This is a genomic window from Micromonospora endophytica (genome assembly GCF_003236305.1).
GTDB classification, from domain to species: Bacteria; Actinomycetota; Actinomycetes; order Mycobacteriales; family Micromonosporaceae; genus Micromonospora; species Micromonospora endophytica.
In genome coordinates this window covers 1-14,888 of record NZ_POTX01000057.1, presented here as the reverse complement: position 1 = coordinate 14,888, position 14,888 = coordinate 1, and the positions used below count along the sequence as shown (strand labels likewise).

13 protein-coding genes and 1 pseudogene are annotated in these 14,888 nt (G+C 74.1%); 7 read left to right on the top strand and 7 right to left on the bottom strand.

Features of this window, described 5'->3' with window-relative positions; translation table 11 throughout:
• Position 1 precedes the first annotated feature (1 nt).
• Positions 2-670: a lysophospholipid acyltransferase family protein gene (locus tag C1I93_RS11295; protein WP_420811706.1), complete on the top strand. Its 669-nt coding sequence runs from the start codon at positions 2-4 to the stop codon at positions 668-670.
• A 58-nt stretch (positions 671-728) separates the two neighbouring features.
• Here the strand turns inward: C1I93_RS11295 and C1I93_RS11290 are convergent, their stop codons facing one another.
• Together C1I93_RS11290 and C1I93_RS31515 are read right to left on the bottom strand one after the other, a co-directional pair.
• Positions 729-1,565: a nitroreductase/quinone reductase family protein gene (locus C1I93_RS11290; protein WP_111243206.1), complete on the bottom strand. Its 837-nt coding sequence runs from the start codon at positions 1,563-1,565 to the stop codon at positions 729-731.
• Positions 1,566-1,865: 300 nt separating this feature from the next.
• Positions 1,866-2,204: a hypothetical protein gene (locus tag C1I93_RS31515; protein ID WP_181445122.1), complete on the bottom strand. Its 339-nt coding sequence runs from the start codon at positions 2,202-2,204 to the stop codon at positions 1,866-1,868.
• Between C1I93_RS31515 and C1I93_RS11280 the strand changes: the two genes are divergently transcribed.
• The 6 genes from C1I93_RS11280 (at position 2,131) to C1I93_RS11255 (ending at position 9,956) form a co-directional block, all read left to right on the top strand.
• On the top strand, positions 2,131-2,781 hold the full coding sequence (locus tag C1I93_RS11280; RefSeq protein WP_111243204.1) for a LysE family translocator: 651 nt from the start codon (positions 2,131-2,133) through the stop codon (positions 2,779-2,781). The genes C1I93_RS31515 and C1I93_RS11280 overlap by 74 nt on opposite strands.
• Before the next feature lie 357 nt (positions 2,782-3,138).
• Entirely contained in the window at positions 3,139-4,356 is a 1,218-nt protein-coding gene (locus tag C1I93_RS11275) for an ROK family transcriptional regulator (RefSeq protein WP_111243222.1), read from the top strand.
• A gap of 227 nt (positions 4,357-4,583) precedes the next feature.
• Entirely contained in the window at positions 4,584-7,025 is a 2,442-nt protein-coding gene (locus C1I93_RS11270) for a glycoside hydrolase family 3 C-terminal domain-containing protein (RefSeq protein WP_111243203.1), read from the top strand.
• Positions 7,022-8,131 carry a LacI family DNA-binding transcriptional regulator gene (locus tag C1I93_RS11265; protein ID WP_111243202.1) on the top strand — a complete coding sequence of 370 codons (1,110 nt, stop codon included), beginning with the start codon at positions 7,022-7,024 and terminating at the stop codon, positions 8,129-8,131. Before C1I93_RS11270 ends, C1I93_RS11265 begins: the two co-directional genes overlap by 4 nt.
• Before the next feature lie 60 nt (positions 8,132-8,191).
• Positions 8,192-9,343 (top strand): coiled-coil domain-containing protein, encoded by a 1,152-nt coding sequence (locus C1I93_RS11260; protein WP_111243201.1) that lies wholly within the window; start codon positions 8,192-8,194, stop codon positions 9,341-9,343.
• 271 nt (positions 9,344-9,614) lie between these two features.
• Complete coding sequence (locus C1I93_RS11255) at positions 9,615-9,956, top strand: RNA polymerase-binding protein RbpA (RefSeq protein WP_007460094.1); 342 nt, start codon at positions 9,615-9,617, stop codon at positions 9,954-9,956.
• A gap of 89 nt (positions 9,957-10,045) precedes the next feature.
• Here the strand turns inward: C1I93_RS11255 and C1I93_RS11250 are convergent, their stop codons facing one another.
• The 5 genes and pseudogenes from C1I93_RS11250 to C1I93_RS33245 all read right to left on the bottom strand — a co-directional run.
• Positions 10,046-10,615 (bottom strand): FxsA family protein, encoded by a 570-nt coding sequence (locus tag C1I93_RS11250; protein WP_111243200.1) that lies wholly within the window; start codon positions 10,613-10,615, stop codon positions 10,046-10,048.
• Between the two features lie 88 nt (positions 10,616-10,703).
• Positions 10,704-11,504, bottom strand: coding sequence for a polyprenol monophosphomannose synthase (locus C1I93_RS11245; RefSeq protein WP_223256227.1), 801 nt, complete (start codon positions 11,502-11,504; stop codon positions 10,704-10,706).
• A gap of 18 nt (positions 11,505-11,522) precedes the next feature.
• Positions 11,523-13,247, bottom strand: a complete 1,725-nt coding sequence (gene lnt / locus C1I93_RS11240) for an apolipoprotein N-acyltransferase (RefSeq protein WP_420811705.1) — start codon at positions 13,245-13,247, stop codon at positions 11,523-11,525.
• A 97-nt stretch (positions 13,248-13,344) separates the two neighbouring features.
• Positions 13,345-13,959 (bottom strand): SAM-dependent methyltransferase, encoded by a 615-nt coding sequence (locus C1I93_RS33250; protein WP_223256237.1) that lies wholly within the window; start codon positions 13,957-13,959, stop codon positions 13,345-13,347.
• A gap of 15 nt (positions 13,960-13,974) precedes the next feature.
• Positions 13,975-14,888 (bottom strand): annotated as a pseudogene (locus tag C1I93_RS33245) (NAD(P)/FAD-dependent oxidoreductase); the annotation flags it as partial.

The window sequence follows — 14,888 nt, the reverse complement described above, 5'->3', positions numbered from 1 at the left end:
TGTGTTCGTGCAACGCGCCACCCGTACCGTCGTCGCGCCCCTGGCCCGACTGATCTTCCAACCCGTGGTCGAGGGACGCGACCACATTCCGCGCAGCGGTCCGGTGATTCTCGCGGCCAACCACCTGTCGTTCCTGGACAGTGTGGTGATCCCCCTGGTCGCGCCGCGGCCGGTGGCCTTCCTGGCCAAGCAGGAGTACTTCCGGCAGCCGGGTCTGAAGGGTCGACTGTGGCGTACCTGCCTGACCGGTCTGGACGCGGTGCCGGTCGCCCGCGACGGACACCGCACCGCGCAGGCCGCCCTGGAGGCAGCCCTGGAGGTGCTGGCCCGTGGCGGCGCCTTCGGCATCCACCCGGAGGGCAGTCGCTCGCGCGACGGGCGCATCTACCGGGGGCGTACCGGAGTCGCCTGGCTCGCCCTCACCTCAGGCGCGCCGGTGGTGCCGGTCGGCCTGGTCGGCACCGACCGGATCCAACCGGTCGGTGCCCGCCTGCCCCGGCCGGGACGGATCATCGTACGGTTCGGCGCGCCGCTGCGGTTCGCGGCGACACCCGGCAGCCCCAGCGGCAGACTACGTCGTACGGTCACCGACGAGATCATGGCGCGTATCGGCGAACTCTCCGGGCAGGAGCCGGCCGACGCCTACAACGCGCTCTCCGCCGGTTCATGACCGGCGCGGATCCACTGCCGGCGGGCGGGGCAGGACAGCACCGCCCGCCGGCAGGGCGTCAGCCGACGCCGTCGAGCACCGGCATCAACTGTTCCTCCTCGTACGCCAGGTGTGCCTCCAGGTCGGCGACGAGTTGGGCGACCTGCGCGCGGACCTGGTCGCGGTCGGTGTTGTCGGCGGTGACCGCCGCTTGGAGTTGCCCCACCAGTTCGGCGACACGCCGATGCTCCCCCCGCAGTCGGTCCAGCACCGGCGCCAGGTCCGGGCGTTGTGCGCCGATGCCGGCGAACATGCCCGTGTCCTCTTTGGTGTGGTGGCCGTCCAGGCCGGCGCACACGGTCAGGCAGTTGACCCGTAGCTGGACGCCGAGACCGGGACCGGAGCGGTCGACCTCGGCCTGGATCAGGGCCAACTCCCGCCGGAACGCGTCGTGGATCATTTTCAGGGCGGCGCCCCAGGTGGTCACCTTCGGTGGCGGGCTGGCCGCACCGAGTTCGAGGGCGACCACCGGGATGACTCGGGAGGTTTTCGCCTGGTAGGCGGCCCAGCCGGGGTCGGCCTCCACTGCGCGGGCGAAGATCCGGTCACGTTCGGTGCCGGTGAGCACCTCGGCGCGGGCGGGATAGGTGAACGTTCCGTCCTCGACGGTGACCTGCGGGTCGGCGAGCAGGTTGCGGTACCACTGCGGGTGCCGGTCCGCGCCGGCGGCGGAGGCGATCACCAGGATCCGTTCGCCGCCGTCGGGCAGGTAACCGACAGGGGTGGTGTGTGTGGCGCCGGTCCGTGCTCCGGTGGTGGTGAGCAGGATCAGGCGCGCACCCTCGAACGGGCCGCCCACCCGGCCGGCGTTGGCCCGGAACTCGTCGATGATCTGCTGGTTGAAGTCGTTCGGCATGCTCTGCTTTCTGTGACGGCAGAAGTCGGCCACGGGTGACAGGCGCCGGTGGCCACGGCGGTCGGAGCGCGCCCATCGGGGGGCCGCACAACGGCGGCGTCCCTCGCGGCGGGCAGCAAGGAAGAACAGCAGCGAGCGCCCGGTGGAAGGGGCGCGTGCGGGAGGTGTGGTGGAAGGACGGCGGGCCACGGGCCCGCTCCCGGCTCACCGGCGGACCGGGTGATCCGTCCGCTTGTGGCCCAAGGCCGACCCGGCAGTCACCCGAGGGATGCTAGTCGTGCCCGGGTGTGACCACAACGGTCAGGCGGCGCGGCGGCGACGAAAACGGAACCAGCCGCGACGGCCGGCCGCCGGTGGTGTGCCCACGGGTGCCGAGGGTGCTGCGGCGGGGATGCCGGCACGGTCGGCGCGCCACCGCGCCACGACGGTGTCGGCGTTGACCGGACGCACCGCCACCCGGGGGCCGGACGGATTGCGCAGCCACGCCATCACCTGCGCGTTCAGGAGTGTTCCCCACCGGCGTAGGCTCGGCGCAGGAGCGCAGGAGCGCGGGACGGGGGCGAAGATGGTGAGTGCTGCGGGGATCGTCGGGATCGCGCTTGTCGCCTTGGGGTTGGTGCTGACGCCGGGACCGAACATGGTCTACCTGGTGTCGCGGTCGGTCACCCAGGGCCGGCGGGCCGGGTTGATCTCGTTGCTCGGGGTGGCGGCGGGTTTCGCGGTCTACCTCGGCGCCGCGGTGGCCGGCATCGCCACCGTGTTCGTGCTGGTGCCGGCGTTGTACACGGCGGTGAAGCTGGCCGGCGCGGCGTACCTGCTGTGGCTGGCCTGGCAGGCGGTGCGTCCAGGCGGGCACTCGCCGTTCACTCCGGCGCCGCTGCCGCCGGATCCGGCGCGGCGGCTGTTCACCATGGGGTTGGTCACCAACCTGCTCAATCCGAAGATCGCGATCCTGTACGTGTCGCTGCTGCCGCAGTTCATCGACCCGGTGCGGGGCAACGTGGCGGTGCAGAGCCTGCTGCTGGGCCTGACCCAGATCGCGGTGGCGTTGACGGTGAACGCGCTGATCGTGTTGACCGCCGGTGGGATCGCCGGGTTCCTCGGTCGGCGACCGGCGTGGTTGCGGGTGCAGCGGGTGCTGATGGGCACGGTGCTCGCCGCGTTGGCGGTGCGCATCGCCGCCGACCGTTCCCGTGCCGCCGTGGCCGCCGGCTGAGCGCCGCCGACCGTCGTGTCACATGCCGCCACCCGCTTCATTTAGTTGAAGGTCCGTCCAAACCAGGGGTGGGCTTTGCCCACGTCAACAGCACCGATACTTTCGGGATCGACGATCATCGTTGACAGTTCGTTTGGTCGTTGAAGAAACTATCGGCAGCGCGGGCAGCTCGTCCGAGCGGTCCGGTGACGGGCTTGCGCGGCAGGGGCACCCGGCTAGGATTAGTTGGGGATCCAGCCGAACGCACCGCCCCCACCGGACCGGGCGTGCCGGCGGCCGGGCACCATGACGGTCCCGCCGCCGCGCTACGCGATGATGAACGCGCGCCGTGACGGCGGCGCAGGGAGCGGGCAGATCGTGATCAGCATCCACAACGAACCGCAGCCGACCGACCTCGGCGACGTACGCGTGGCCAACCGCGCGGTGGTCCTGCGGCACATCCGCCTGCACGCTCCCTGCTCCCGAGCGGACATCGCCGCCCGGACCGGACTCAACAAGGCCACCGTCTCCAGCCTGGTCGGCGAACTGATCGACAAACGCCTGGTCCGCGAGACCGGACTCACCGAGAACCGCGTCGGCCGACCCGCGACGATGCTGGTGCTCGACGGCGAGCCGTACGCCGCCCTGGGTCTGCAGGTCGACGCCGACGAACTGGTGGCGGTCGCGATCGACCTCGGCGGCAACCGGCTGCTCACCTGGCGACGCGCCTTCGCCGCCGCCACGGTCTCCCCCGCCGAGACGGTACGCGCGCTGGCCGCGTTGAGCCGCCGCGCGATCAGCCGGGTCACCGCCCAGGGCCGCACGGTGCTGGGCCTGACCGTGGGCGTGCCGGGGCTTGTCGACCCGGCCGGCGCGGTGCCGCTGGCCACGGCCCTGGGCTGGCAGGACGTGCCGGTGGCGGCCGACCTGCGCGCCGCCCTGCGGCAGCCGAGCTTCGCCGTCGGGGCGGACACCGTGGCCAACCTCGCCGCCCTGGCCGAGCAGCGACACGGCGCGTACGCGGGCACCACCGACCTGGTGCACCTGACCGGCGGCATCAGCGTCGGGGCGGGCACCATCGCCGGCGGACGGCTGCTGCACGGTGCTCGCGGCCTCGCCGGCGGCATCGGGCACCTGCGCCTCGACCCGACCGGCCCCACCTGCTTCTGCGGCGGCCGCGGCTGCCTGACCGCCCTGGTCGGGCTGCCCGCCGTGGTGTGCCGGTTGCTGCCCGACGCCGACGCCGACGGCCCGATCACCGACTACCTGCCCGAACTGGAACGCATCGTGGCACTGGCCCGGCAGGACGACCCGACAGTGCTCAGCGGACTGGCCGCCGCCGGCCGCCACGTCGGGCAAGCGGTGGCGTTGCTGGCCGACCTGCTCAACCCGGAGGTGGTGCTGCTCGGCGACCACCTCGCCACCCTCGCACCGTGGTTGCTGCCGGCGGCCCGCGCGACGCTGACCGAACGGACCCACGCGCCCGACGCCGGCGGTTGCCGGTTGGACGCCTCCACCCTGACCACCGCCGCGGCGCTCGGCGGCGCCACCGCCGCACTGGCCACCATAGAGGCCGGTCGGCTCCCCGCCCGCTGATCACCGCCCGGCCGGAGTCTTGACCTGACCGGTCGGGGGTGCCAACCTCGATCCTGAGCCGCCCCGTACGGGCACCCGGGGCGGCTTGTTCTCCGCGGTTTGTCGAAGCGCTTCGCCAGCGTCCGGGCCGACGACCGCCATCCCACCATGACCTGCGAGGCCACCCGGCCATCCGTCGTCGAAGCGCTTCGACATTCGGCGTGCCGGGCACCGGAAGGCGACTCACCATGACCGACCGCACCACGCCCCACCCCCGGGTCGAGGACCTGTTGGCCCGGCTGACCCTGCCCGAGAAGATCGGCCTGCTGCACCAGTGGCAGGCGGCGGTGCCCCGACTGGACCTGCCCGGCTTCCGCACCGGCACCGAAGCGCTGCACGGCGTCGCCTGGCTCGGCGAGGCCACCGTCTTCCCCCAGGTCATCGGCCTGGCCAGCAGCTGGAATCCGGACCTGCTGCGGGCCATCGGCGCCGCCGTCGGCGACGAGGTACGCGCCAAGCACCACGCCGATCCCGACCGGGTCGGACTCAACGTGTGGGCGCCGGTGGTCAACCCGCTGCGCGACCCGCGTTGGGGACGCAACGAGGAAGGCTGGTCCGAGGACCCGTGGCTGACCGGCCGGCTGGCCACCGCGTACGCCCACGGACTGCGTGGTGACCATCCCGAGCGGCTGCGTACCGCCCCCACCGTCAAACACTTCCTGGGCTACAACAACGAGACCGACCGGGCCACCACCTCCAGCGACCTGCCGCCCCGGGTGCTGCACGAATACGAACTGCCCGCGTTCCGCGCCCCCCTGGCCGCCGGCGCGGCGGTCGCCGCGATGGCCTCCTACAACCTGGTCAACGGGGTGCCGGCACACCTGAGCCCGCTGATCGACGCCGAACTGCGCCGCTGGGCCCCGGGTGAGGTGCTCGTCGTCGGCGACGCCGAGGCGGTCAGCAACATCGCCGGCGTGCAGGGCCACCGGCCCGACCACGTCAGCGGCTTCGCCGCCGCCCTGCGCGCCGGCATCGACAGCTTCACCGAGAACGGCACCGACAGCGAACCCACCCGCCAACGCCTCACCGAGGCGCTGCGGCGCGGCCTGATCAGCACCGCCGACGTGGACCGGGCGGTACGCCGCATCCTCACCCTCCGGCTGCGCCTGGGTGACCTCGACCCGCCGCACACCGACCCGTACGCGGCGACCGGGCCGCAGGTCGTCGACTGCCCGGCCCACCGTGAACTGGCCCGGAAAGCCGCCCGCCAGTCCGTCGTGCTGCTGCACCACACCGGGCTGCTGCCCCTGCCATCGCAGTCGCGGGTCGCCGTGCTCGGCCCCCTGGCCGACGTGGTGTACGAGGACTGGTACAGCGGCACCCTGCCGTACGCGGTCACCACCTACCAGGGCCTGGCCGAACGGCTGCCGCAGGTCACCACCCACCCGGGCGCCGACCGCATCCGGCTGCGCCTGGCCGACCGGTACGTCGGCTGCCCCGACGACGACGCGGGCGGCCCGTTGACCGTGGGCGCCGAGGCCACCGACTTCGACGTCTACGACTGGGGCCGCGACACGGTGGCGCTGCGCGCGGTCGGCAACGGCCGTCACGTCGGCGCCGACGACGACGGAGTCCTGGTCAACGACCGTCCCGGCCCCGGCGGCTGGGTGGTGCGGGAAACCTTCCAGTTCGATCCGCTGCCCGACGGGGCGGTGCTGCTGCGGCACCTGGCCACCGACCGGTACGTCACCGTCGACACCGACGGCCGGCTGCGGGTCGACGGTGACGGGCCGCAGGCCGCCACCGCCTTCACCATCGACCTGGTCGCCGACGGCGTGGCCGAGGCCGCCGCGCTGGCCGCCGCCGCCGACGTGGCGGTGGTGGCGTTGGGCAACCACCCGATGGTGGGCGGCCGGGAGACCGAGGACCGCGTCGACCTGGCCCTACCGGCCCGGCAGGAGGCGCTGCTACGCGCCGTGCACGCCGCGAACCCGCGTACCGTGCTGGTGCTCACCAGCAGCTACCCGTACGCGATCGGCTGGGCGCGGGAACACCTGCCGGCGGTGCTCTGGTCGGCGCACGGCGGGCAGGAACACGGCACCGCGCTGGCCGAGGTGCTGCTCGGCGACGCCGAACCGGGTGGCCGGCTCACCCAGACCTGGTACGCCGACGACGCCGAACTGCCCGACCTGTTCGACTACGACGTGATCGGCGCCGACGCCACCTACCTGTACTACCGGGGCGATCCGCTGTTCCCGTTCGGACACGGACTGTCCTACACCGACTTCGCGTACTCCGGGTTGCGGTTGAGCGCCTCGACGGTGACCGTCGGCGCGCAGGTCGAGGTGAGCGTGGAGGTCACCAACACCGGCGCGCGGACCGGCGAGGAGGTGGTGCAGCTCTACACCCGGCAGCGCCGCTCCCGGGTCAAGCAGCCGCTGCGGCAGCTCCGCGACTTCGCCCGGGTCACCCTCGCTCCCGGTGAACGCCAGACCGTCACGTTGCGGCTGCGGACCGCCGAGCTGACCTGGTGGGACGCCGACCGGGGCGGCTATGTGGTGGAGGACGCCACGCACAGCGTGCTGGTCGGGCGCTCCGCGACCGACGTGCGGCAGGTCGGCGCCGTCACCGTACGCGGTGAACCGGTCGAGCGGGCGTCTCGGCTGCACACCGCGAGCGGGGCCCGGTGAGCGGGCGCGGTCGTCTGCCGTCGGGCCAACCCACCATCGCCGACGTGGCCCGGCACGCCGGTGTCGCGGTGAGCACCGTGTCGTACGTGCTCAGTGGCAAACGCGCCATCTCCGAGGTGACCCGCAACCGGGTGCTGGCCAGCATCCGGCTGCTCGGCTACCACCCCAACGCCGGGGCGCGTGCCCTGGCCAGCCGGCGGGCCAACGTGATCGCGCTGGTGTTGCCGCTGCGTACCGGCATCCAGGTGCCGGTGGTGATGCAGTTCGCCACGGCCGTGGTGACCTCGGCCCGCCGCCACGACCACGACGTGCTGCTGCTCACCTCCGACGAGGGGCCCGCCGGGCTGCGGCGGATCGCCGCGGGCGCCCTGGTCGACGGGGTGCTGGTGATGGATGTGGAGCTGCACGACGTGCGGGTGCCGCTGCTGCGCGAGTTGGGCCGACCCAGTGTGCTGATCGGTCTGCCCGCCGACCCGGGTGGACTGACCTGTGTGGATCTGGACTTCCACCGGGCCGGTCAGGTCTGCGTGGAGCATCTGGCCAGCCTCGGTCACCGGCGGGTGGCGCTGCTGGGCGCACCGCCCGCCGTCTACGACCGCGGCACGGGCTTCGCCCACCGGACCCGCGCCGGGGTGCTGGAGGCGGCCGTCCGCCACGGTGTCGACGCGGTGGCGTTGCCGTGTGCCGAGAACGCCGCCGAGGTGCAGCGGCGGGTGGTCGAGTTGTTCGCGCAGCAACCCGGCATCTCGGGGTTGGTGGTGCAGAACGAGGCGGCGGTCGGGCCGGTGCAGACGACGCTGTCGGCGCTGGGTCGGCGGGTGCCGCACGACGTGTCGGTGGTGGCGGTCTGCCCGGACCAGTTCGCCGAACACGCCAGCCCCCGACTCACGTCGGTGCCGGTGCCGGCCGAGGAGATCGGCCGGCAGGCGGTGTCGCTGCTGATGCGTAAGCTGCGCGACGAGGCGGTGCCGGAGCGCACCTTGCTGCCGCCCCGCTTGACGGTCCGCGACAGCACCGCCGCCGCACCGGCGGCCGCGCCCGGCGACGGCGTCGCCGTGGCGGTGGCGGGCGAGCAGGTGGTCGCGGCGCTGGACGGCGCGTCGTGACCGGCCCGGTCCGGTGACCCGGCCGAGGTGGCGTGCGCCGCCGACTAGACTGCCCGTTCGATGGACGCCCAGCCTGCCGCCGACACCCGCCCCTGCGCCCACTGCGGACGCGACGTGCCGCAGCGCGCCGCCGCCGGCCGCCCGTTCCGCTACTGCCGCGACAACGACGGCGCCTGCCAGCGGGCCTCCCGCAACAGCCGGATGCGGCACCGCAACGCCCCCGGTCTGCCCGGGCAGGTGGCCCGCACCTGGGAGGCGGTGGAGCGGCTCGACCAGGTCGTGGCGACGCTCACCGAGGCGCTGCACGCCGAGTTGTCCCCGGCCGGTGTGGAGCGTCAACTGGCCGAGGTGCGGGCGGAGGCGGCCACCGCGGTGGCCGCGGCCCAGACCGAACGCGACGAGGCGCGTGGCCAGGCCGAACAGGCCACCGTCGCGGCCGGCCGGGCCCGCCAGGAGGCGACCGCCGCGCGTGCCGAACGCGACACCGCCCGCGCCGACGCCACCCAGGCCGCGGCACACGCCGAGGCCGCCGACGAGCGGGCACGGCAGGCCGAGTCGGCCCGCGACGAGGCGCGTCGCGCCGCCGCCGCCGCGCAGGCGCTGCGGACGCAGGCCGAGACCGACCGGGATCAGGCCCGCGACCGCGCGGCGACGCTGCACACCGAACTGGAGGCCGAACGCCGCCGGTGTGCCGAGCGCGCCACCGAACGCGATGCCGCCCGCGCCGACGCCACCCGCGCCACCGCACAGGCCGACCAGGTGCGGGCCGACGCGGCCGCGCAGGTCACGCAGCTGCGGGCGGAACTCGACCGGGTGCGGTCCGCCACCGAGCAGGCACAGGCGCAGCTCGGCGAGGCCCGCGCCGCCGCCGCTCAGGCGCAGACGCGGTTCGCCGCGGCCGAGGCGCAGTCCCGGGAGCGGCTCGCGGCGGCCGAGGCGCAGATCGCGCAACTGCGGGCGCAGGCCGCCACCGAGGACGAACGGGCACAGGCGGCGGCGCGGCAGGCAGCCGGGGAGCTGAGCGCCGCCCGCGCCGACCTCGACACGCTGCGCGCCGAACTGGCCGCCGCCGCCGACCGGCAGCATGAGCTGACGGTACGGCTGCGCGCCATCGAGTCCGACCGCGACGAGGCCCGTCAGCGGGTGGCCCAACTCGCCGGTCAGGTCGCCGACCTGGCCACCGCCCTCACCCGCACCCACCCACCCCGCTAGGGACGGTGTCGACGTTCTCGGTCGAGCCGAGGCGCAGACCACCACGGCGGTCCGGCAAGGCGGGTTGCCGCGAGCCTGCGCGTGGCGGCCGCCGACCGGCTACCATTCCCGCTGGCGGTGACGGTCCGCCGTGACGACCCGGCCGGGCGTACGCCAGGTCCGGCTACCGTTGACCGCGCAGCGCGCGTACATCGCCGACACCGGGAATGCCCCGGCGGCCACGGACCGTTGCACCGACAGGACCAGCACCACCGAAGAGGGGAAGTCGATCATGGGCGAGCGCATGCTGCGCGGTAGCCGACTGGGCGCGGTCAGCTACGAATCCGACCGCAACACGGAGCTCGCGCCGCGGCAGACCCGCGAGTACCTGTGCGCCAAGGGGCACCAGTTCGAGGTGCCGTTCGCGGTCGACGCCGAGGTGCCGACCACCTGGGAATGCAAGTTCGACGGCAGCGTGGCCCGGCTGGTCGACGGCAACGAGCCGGAGCAGAAGAAGGCCAAGCCGCCCCGCACCCACTGGGACATGCTGCTGGAGCGGCGCTCCATCGCCGAGCTGGAGGACATCCTCGCCGAACGGCTGCAGGAGGTACGCACCCGCCGCGGTCGCGCCTGACCCACACCACACCACGACGCCCCGGAAGATCCTCTTCCGGGGCGTCGGGTCGTTTCCACCCGGCCGCGGCGACGCAGCGGCCGCCGCGCTCAGCGCGGCTCGACGATCTCCCCCTCGATGGCGGCGCCACTGTCAGCGCCCGGCTGCCCCGTCGTCCCGACCACCGGCCGCCCGAGCGGCTCCGCCGCCGCCGGCGCGGGCTGCTGAGGAGTCGACCCGGGCTGCTGCGGCCCGGCCCGATACACCCGCACCCGACGCGGCCCGAACAGGTCACCGGCGGCCATCGACGACATCCGCCGCTCCGCGGACCGTTGCATCCCGACCCGGGCCAGCCGACGCACCGGCGGCACCAGCAGCGCCAACCCCACCAGGGCACTGACCAGACCCGGGGTGGCGAGCAACAACGCACCGAGCAGACCCACCAGCCCCTCGGTCACCTCACGACCCGGCGGCCGCCCGGCCCGCGCCGCCTCCCGGAACCCCTGCCACGCCCGGATGCCCTCCCGACGCAGCAGCACCAGCCCGAGCAGTGAGGCCGCGAACACCAGCAGCGTCGCCGCACCGAAACCGATGCTGCGGCCCAGCACCACGAACACGGCCAACTCTGCGGCCACGGACACCAGCAGAACCAACGGCACGAACCTCAGTGCTCGGCGCATCTCACCCCAAACCGCCTCACGGCGCCTCGTACGCGGCCCGCCCGGCAGGCGTGACCGGCTGCGTCCATCCAGCATGACACGACCCCGCTCAAGGCCACCGGGCCTGCCCCACGGTGGCCGCACGCCACCCACGACGCACCGCCGTACGCCGGTCGCGCATCGCCCAACCGGTGATCCGCCACAGCGCCTCCGCCACGATCAACGGACTCATCTTGCTGGTGCCCCGTTCCCGTTCGGCGAACGTGATCGGCACCTCCACGATCCGCGCCCCGGCCCGGTGCGCCAACCGGGACAGCTCCACCTGGAACGAGTAACCCTGCGAACACACCGACTCCAGATCCAACGCGTCCAGCACCGCCGCCCGGTAGACCCGGTAGCCGCCCGTGGCATCGGCCACCGGCACCCCCAACGCCAGGCGCGCGTACAGGTTGCCGCAGCGCGACAGCATCAACCGCCGCAACGGCCAGTTCAGCACCCGAGCACCCCGCGTCCACCGCGACCCGATCACCACATCGGCGTCGCGGGCGGCACGCAGCAGCGCCGGCAGATCCTCCGGGGCGTGGGAGCCGTCGGCGTCCATCTCCACCACCGCGTCGTAACCGCGCTGCCGCGCCCACGCGAACCCGGCCAGGTACGCCGCGCCGAGGCCCCGCTTACCGTCGCGGTGCAGCACATGCACCTGCCCGTCGTCGCGGGCCAGCGCGGCGGCGAGCGCACCGGTGCCGTCGGGGCTGTTGTCGTCGGCGACGAGGATCTCCACCTGCGGCGCGGCGCGCCGGACCCGCCGCACGATCGCCGCGACGTTGTCGGCCTCGTTGTAGGTCGGGATGACCACCAGCACCCGCCCCACCCCGAACACCACCGGACGGATGTCGCTTAGCTGCGCCACCACGACCCCCTCTCACACCTACCCCGTCGGCGTGCGGTCGCGGTGGGCGACCCCCGTCGGGGTGCGGCCGGGCCCCGCGCCCTTACGACGCCGCAGCACGGCCGCACCGACGAGCGCGGCCACCGCCAACCCCGCCAACAGCACCTCCGGCAGCACCCCGACCCGGGTAGCCAGCGTGCGTCCCCCGGTCAGCGGCACCTGCCGCACCACCACCGCGCGGGTGTTGAACCCGGTGGCGTCGCTTACCCGCCCGTCGGGGGCCACGAACCCGGACACACCGACCGTGGAGGCCATCAACGCCGGCCGGCCGTGCTCCACCGCCCGCAGCCGCACCATCGCCAACTGCTGGCGGGCCTCGGCCACGTCGAAGGTGGCGTTGTTGGTCTGCACCACCAGCAGCTGCGCTCCACCGACGACCGTGTCGCGGACCAACCCGTCGTAGGCGACCTCGAAACAGATCACGTCGCCGAGCACCACCGCCGGGGTCCGCAGCACTCCCGCGGTGGTGCCGGCCACGAAGTCCGCCCGGACCCGGTCGACCTGATCGCTGACCATCCGGGCGATCCGACGCAGCGGCACGTACTCCGCGAACGGCACCGGATGCCGCTTGACGTACAACTGCTCCAGGTCGGGACCGCGACCCGGATGCCACAACAGCCCCGCGTTGCGCACCTGTCCCTGCTGCGGCCCGGTCAACACCGCACCCACCAGGATCGGCGCGCCTATCGCGTCGGCGGCCGCGGAGATGCGGGCACCGGCCGCCGGGTTGCGCAGCGGGTCGATGTCGCTGGAGTTCTCCGGCCACACCACCAGGTCGGGCCGGGCCCGGCTGCCGTCGCCGACCTCGTCGGCCAGCGCGAGGGTGGCGTTGACGTGGTTGTCGAGCACCGCCTGCCGCTGGGCGTTGAAGTCCAACCCGAGACGCGGCACGTTGCCCTGCACGATGGCCACCGTCACACTCTCACCGCCGTTCGGCGCGGCCACCGGCACCAGCAACCCACCACCGAGCAGCAGGACCACCGCGGCGACACAGCCGGCCGCCGGCACCCACCACCGGCCCTCACCACCGGCGCGGCGAGCCCGCACCAGCCACCACACCCCGGCCAGCAGCAGCCCGCCGGTCACCGCCACCGCGAACGTGACGAACGGCGCGCCACCGAGCGCGGCCAGCCGCAGCAGCGGCGAACCGTCCTGACCGAACGCCAGCCGCCCCCACGGGAACCCACCGAACGGGGTGCGGTCCCGCAGCGCCTCCTGCCCCACCCACAGCACACCGGTCACCGCAGGCCACACCGCCGGGATCCGGTCGACCAGCGGAGACACCCACGCCGTGGCCACCCCCAGCAACGCCAGGTAGCCGGCCTGAAGCAGCGACAGCAGCACCCACGGCAGGTAACCGGTGTGCAGGTTCGTCCAGGCCAGCAACGGCGCGAACAGCGCCAGACCGGTCAGGAAACCCAGACCGGCGCCGGCTCGCAGCCGCCGCCGGTGCGTCGCCGCGGCCAGCAGCGCCACCCCCACCGGCGCCAACGGCCACCACCCGTACGGCGGAAACGACACCAGCAGCGCCAGCCCGGCGGCCACCGCCAGGACCACCGCCACCGGTAGACGCAGCGGCGGGTGAGCCGGCTCGGAACGCAGCGGCGAGGCGGCGGGCCGGGTCACGGGCGGCGCGGACGAGTCAGGCGCGATCACGCGCCGAAGGCTACCGCGCCGGGCGGTCCGGCCGCCGCCGCGCCTCACCGCCGGGTCTGCGTCGCGCCTCACCGGCCGGGTCTGCGTCGCCGGTTCCTCGGCCACCGGACGGAACAGCCGCAGGCCACCAGCGCGCGGCGGACCGCTACCGGCGGCGGGCCAGCAGCACCGCGTCGTGGATGGTGTGCTGCTGCCCGTGCGGGTCGACGGTCGTGCGTGGCCGGGTCTGCGCCGCCAGCACCTCGAACCGTTGTGCGTCCAACTCGGCGGCGACCTGCTCGGCGGTGAACATCATCTCCGGCAAGTGCAGGCGGTGGGCGCTGCTACGCAGGTCACGCGGATGATGTCCGACGATCAGCAGTCGCCCGCCGGGCGCCACCGCGGCGGCCAACCGGCCGAACAGGTCCCGCCGCGGCTGCGGCGGCAGCTGCATGAACTGCGCCGACACCAGGTCGTAGCCGTCCGGCTCCGGCGTCCAGCGCATCAGGTCGGCGTGGCGGAACTCGATCCGCTCGGCGACCCGCCGCTCGCGCGCGTACGCGGCGGCCCGCGTCAACGCGGTGTCGGAGATGTCCACCGCGGTCACCTGCCAGCCCCGCTCGGCCAGCCACACCGCGTCCGCGCCCTCACCGCAGCCCACGTCCAGCACCCGGCCCGGGGCCGACCCCTCGACCTCGGCGACCAGCTGTGGATTGGGCCGGCCACTCCACACCGCGTCGCGTGCCTGGTAACGCTGCTCCCACGCCGCCTCGGTGAACATCGTCTCCCGCTGCTCCCGATACGCGGTCACCGCCGCGTCGGTGTCCTCCTCGACCAGGTCGGCGTTGATCGCCGCGCCGGCCGTCGTGCCGGCCCCGGCCGCCCGGATCACCTGCGCGGACACGTCGGTGACGTTGCCGGCCACCCACACACCCGGCACGGCGGTGGCGCCGGTGGCGTCGGCCGGCACCCGCCGACCGATCACATGCCCGGACATCTCCACGTCGACCGGGGACAGTCCGAGCGACTCCAGCAACACCGACCGGGCGACCATCCGCGTGACCACCACCACCGCGTCCAACTCCACCAGCTCACCGTCGGCCAGCCGCACCCCGGTGAGCTGGTCACCGGCCAGCTCCACCGCCGCCACCGGACCGGACACCACCGGCACACCCCGGGCGGCGAGCCGTTCGGTCTGCGCGGCGTCGAGCACCGCCGCGTCGTGCAGCAGCACCAGCACCTGCGGGCTCCACTGCCGCCACAGCAACGCCTGCTGCACCGCGAACGGCCCGGTGGCCAGCACCCCGATCCGCTGGTCCCGCACCTCCCAGCCGTGACAGTACGGGCAGTGCAGCACGTCACGGCCCCACCGTTCGGTGAGCCCCGGCACGTCCGGCAGCTCGTCGACCAGCCCCGTGGTCACCAGCAACCGCCGCGCCCGCACCGTACGCGTCCCGTCGACGGTGACCACGAACCCGTCCCCGTCGCGGGTGACCCCATCGACCCGTCCGGCCACCACCTGCCCGCCGTGGGCGCGTACCTCCTCGCGGCCGGCAGCCGTCAGCTGCGCCGGCGGCGTACCCTCCCGCCCGAGATAGTGGTGCACCCCGGCGGCGGGGGCGTTGCGCGGCTCACCGGCGTCCACCACCAGCACCGAGCGGCGGGCCCGCGCCAACGCCAACGCCCCGGCCAGCCCGGCGGCCCCACCCC

Excerpts from the sequence above, each read along its gene's own strand:
- C1I93_RS11260 (WP_111243201.1), top strand. The coding sequence starts at position 8,192 with ATGGACGCCCAGCCTGCCGCCGACACCCGCCCCTGCGCCCACTGCGGA.
- C1I93_RS11250 (WP_111243200.1), bottom strand. The coding sequence starts at position 10,615 with ATGCGCCGAGCACTGAGGTTCGTGCCGTTGGTTCTGCTGGTGTCCGTG.
- C1I93_RS11255 (WP_007460094.1), top strand. The coding sequence starts at position 9,615 with ATGGGCGAGCGCATGCTGCGCGGTAGCCGACTGGGCGCGGTCAGCTAC.
- C1I93_RS11270 (WP_111243203.1), top strand. The coding sequence starts at position 4,584 with ATGACCGACCGCACCACGCCCCACCCCCGGGTCGAGGACCTGTTGGCC.
- C1I93_RS11280 (WP_111243204.1), top strand. The coding sequence starts at position 2,131 with ATGGTGAGTGCTGCGGGGATCGTCGGGATCGCGCTTGTCGCCTTGGGG.
- C1I93_RS11290 (WP_111243206.1), bottom strand. The coding sequence starts at position 1,565 with ATGCCGAACGACTTCAACCAGCAGATCATCGACGAGTTCCGGGCCAAC.
- C1I93_RS33250 (WP_223256237.1), bottom strand. The coding sequence starts at position 13,959 with ATGTTCACCGAGGCGGCGTGGGAGCAGCGTTACCAGGCACGCGACGCG.
- C1I93_RS31515 (WP_181445122.1), bottom strand. The coding sequence starts at position 2,204 with ATGTTCGGTCCCGGCGTCAGCACCAACCCCAAGGCGACAAGCGCGATC.